This window comes from Xanthomonas sp. SHU 199 (genome assembly GCF_000364665.1).
In the GTDB taxonomy this organism is placed as follows: Bacteria; Pseudomonadota; Gammaproteobacteria; order Xanthomonadales; family Xanthomonadaceae; genus Xanthomonas_A; species Xanthomonas_A sontii.
This window is the reverse complement of record NZ_AQOI01000693.1, coordinates 1-3,059: the sequence shown is the minus strand read 5'-3', so window position 1 is coordinate 3,059 and position 3,059 is coordinate 1. Positions and strand designations below refer to the sequence as shown.

Annotated in this window: 4 protein-coding genes; 3 read left to right on the top strand and 1 reads right to left on the bottom strand. The window is 67.2% G+C overall.

Features of this window, described 5'->3' with window-relative positions; genetic code table 11:
* A partial coding sequence (locus D183_RS0119830; protein ID WP_017910540.1) for a ZrgA family zinc uptake protein occupies window positions 1-191 on the bottom strand: 191 nt, incomplete at its 3' end.
* Between the two features lie 190 nt (window positions 192-381).
* On the opposite strand from D183_RS0119830, the gene D183_RS0119825 reads away from it, so the two are divergent.
* The 3 genes from D183_RS0119825 to D183_RS0119815 all read left to right on the top strand — a co-directional run bounded on the left by D183_RS0119825 (window position 382) and on the right by D183_RS0119815 (window position 2,779).
* Window positions 382-612: a hypothetical protein gene (locus tag D183_RS0119825; RefSeq protein ID WP_017910539.1), complete on the top strand. Its 231-nt coding sequence runs from the start codon at window positions 382-384 to the stop codon at window positions 610-612.
* A 338-nt stretch (window positions 613-950) separates the two neighbouring features.
* A complete protein-coding gene (locus D183_RS0119820) occupies window positions 951-2,231 on the top strand; it encodes a phospholipase D-like domain-containing protein (RefSeq protein WP_039728841.1) in 1,281 nt (426 codons plus the stop codon).
* A gap of 272 nt (window positions 2,232-2,503) precedes the next feature.
* Window positions 2,504-2,779, top strand: coding sequence for a hypothetical protein (locus D183_RS0119815; RefSeq protein ID WP_017910537.1), 276 nt, complete (start codon window positions 2,504-2,506; stop codon window positions 2,777-2,779).
* Window positions 2,780-3,059: the final 280 nt, after the last annotated feature.

Below are 3,059 nucleotides of genomic sequence, written 5' to 3'. Positions count from 1 at the left end.
CCCCCCAGCCGCTGGCGCTCGCCGGCATCGCGCGTGGGGTGTTCGAAATCGAGGATGCCGATGCCGGGCGCGCTGAGCTGCACGTCCACAGCGGTGCCGTCGACGGCGACCTCCAGGTTGGCCTGGCCGTGCACGTGCGGGCCATGGTGGCGGATCGCAGCGGTGGCTGGCGAGCTGGCGGAGAGGAGCAACAGGATCAGGGGAATGCCAGGTCGCATATGCAGTGCATCGGTTGAGTTACACTATAACATTAGTGAACTATCGAGCGCGGGTGCAAGCCTGCCGTTACCGTCAGTCAGCCGCGGTTCGCATCCGGCCACCACCGACGCGCCTCGCACGGCGGCCCTGTGCCGCGATGGGCGCCGAACTCCAGGGATCTTCATGTCTTCATCCATCATTCCCGACAGCTACACCGCCTGGCGCCACTGCATCGAGGTCGACTGCGGCCTGCGACTGGAGCCTGCCTACGTCGCGCAACGCATCGCCGCGCTCAACGACCTCACCGATCACCATACCCAGCAATTCGTGCGCTGCTGGGGCGAGCCGCATCGCCAGCAGGTGCTGCAGTGGTTTGCGCAGGCGCAGGCCGCATTCGCCGACGGTCGGGCCTGAATCTTCTCGCGCGGCACGACGCGGTCGCCGGTGCCGTTGGACGGCGATGCATTCCTTCTGCGAACGCCGCGCGGCGCGGCATCGCGACGCCCTGATCCAATCAGAATCAGGACCGTGAGTGGTCAAGCGATGAAGGTCGGCCGCGGCCTGCGTGCGCATTGGTGGCGCGCTCTGCCTTGAAGCGCTGACGCCCCTGGACGGGAACGCCAACTTAGCCGTCACCATCTCACTGACACATGCGCTGCAAAGCAGGCTGCCAAGCTACGACAGCTGCCGGTAGCATGCACGCGCATCGCCGCCCGGCATCCACTTCCCACGCTCCCGCAAGGACACCCAACGTGCCTCTCGCTTCCATCGCCAGCGTGCATCCCGCACGCCGCTTCCTGTCCGCCGCCATGGCCTGCCTGCTGCTGTCGGCAGCCACCGGCGCCCAGGCCCGGCCGCAGCCCTCGCAGTTCCAGATCGTCGAGAGCGTGCCCGAGGCCAGCGTCTACGGCGAACCCGGCGTGCCGCGCACCCAGCAGACATGGCTGGCGATGATCAACGGGGCCAGGCAGCGCATCGACATCGCCGCGTTCTACATCTCCGAGAAGCCCGGCACCGGCCTGACGCCGGTACTGGACGCACTGGCCGCCCGCGCCCGCGGCGGGGTGGCGGTCCACCTGCTGGTCGACCACACCTTCCTGACCAAGAACCCGGACAGCGTCGCCTGGCTGGGCAAGGTGCCGGGCATCACCGTGCGGGTGCTGCCGGTCGATACGCTGACCGGCGGCGTGCTGCACGCCAAGTACATGATCGTCGACGACGCCAGCGTGTTCGTCGGCAGCCAGAACTGGGATTGGCGGGCGCTGGAGCAGATCCATGAGATCGGCGCGCGCATCGATGACGCGCGCTTCGCCAAGACCTTCGCCGCGAGCTTCGACTACAGCTGGCGCCTGGCCGACGAAGGCAATCTGGCCAAGGCGCAGGCGCGCGGTGTGCAGCCGCCGGACTTCGTTCCGGTCACCGCCACCGATCCGGTGCTGCTGGATGCCGGCAGCGACGCGCCGCTGGTCGCCTTCCCCGCGTTCAGCCCGCCGACGCTGCAGCCGGCGTGGGTCAGCGCCGAGGAGCCGGCCCTGGTCGAGATGATCCGCGCCAGCCAGCATGCGCTGCGCATCCAGGTGATGACGCTGTCGGCGATCCGCAGCTTCGGGCCCAAGGGCTGGTGGGCACCGGTCGACAGCGCCATCCGCGACGCCGCCGCCCGCGGCGTGCAGGTGCACATCATCGTCGCCGACTGGGCGCTGCGCGAACCGATGCAGGCCTATCTGAAAAGCCTGGCCGCACTGCCGAACATCGCGGTGAAGTTCAGCCGCCTGCCACCGGCGCCACAGGGCTTCATTCCGTATGCGCGGGTCGAGCACGCCAAGTACGCGGTGGCCGACGACCGCAGCAGCGTGATCGGCACCGGCAACTGGGAATGGAGCTACTTCAATACCGCGGTGGACGCCTCGGTGTTCGTCAAGGGCAAGGGGCCAGCCGAGACGCTGACGCGCATCTTCGACCGCGACTGGAACGGCCCCTACGTCACCACGCTGCAGCCTGGGCAGAACTACGAGGCGCCGCGTACCGAGTAGTCGCTGAGTCGTCCTGCGCGGCCTGTGCGTCCATGGGCGAGCCGGCGCGTGTCAAAGCATGTGCTCGGCCCGAAGATCCAGCGCCGCGTCAATGCGCTGCGTTGACCTGTCGAATGTTGCTGCGACGGTCTTGCGCGCCGATCCCTACGAGGTCTTAACCAGCGCTCCCTATCCTAGCTACGCGCTGGAGGGCGGCCGCGGCGCCGGGCATTGCCGCATGCGCCGCAACGCACGCCTCCCACCGCGTACGGACATCAAAACAAGGAGACGCCATGAAGACGCTGCACGCACTCGTGTTCGCAGGAAGCTTGCTGGGCCTCGCCTCGCCGGCCTTCGCCGAGGTCGCCAATCTCACCAACAGCGCCGACGGTGCCAACCGCGACGCCGGCATCGCCGCGGTCAAGAAGAAGTTGCAGGACGCCTGCACCGAACGCAAGGGCAAGCCGGACCCCAACTCGTTCGAGGTGGTGTTCGAAAAGACCAGCCAGAATCCGGACGTCCCCAAGCCGTACTACGTGGATGGAAAGATGAAGTGCGACATCCCGTAGGGGGCGTGTGGCCATTTAGCCTTGCCTGTCCAGATGGCATGGCCTAGGAACAAGACCCCGCTTGCGGGGTTTTGTTTTTCTGCTGGTCCCAAATATCCGACTGCCTGACGCATACGAAGCAGTAGGCTGCAGCGGGCTGAGCGGAGTTCAGCCCCTGCTGATGAGTGCGACGCTGAGGGAATGCTGTCGGCTCAGGAAGCCCGATCAGCCAGCAGCAGCGGCGACACGGTCCCGCGTTGCACCATCACGCAGTGGTCGGCGATGGCGGTCAGGCCGAGGC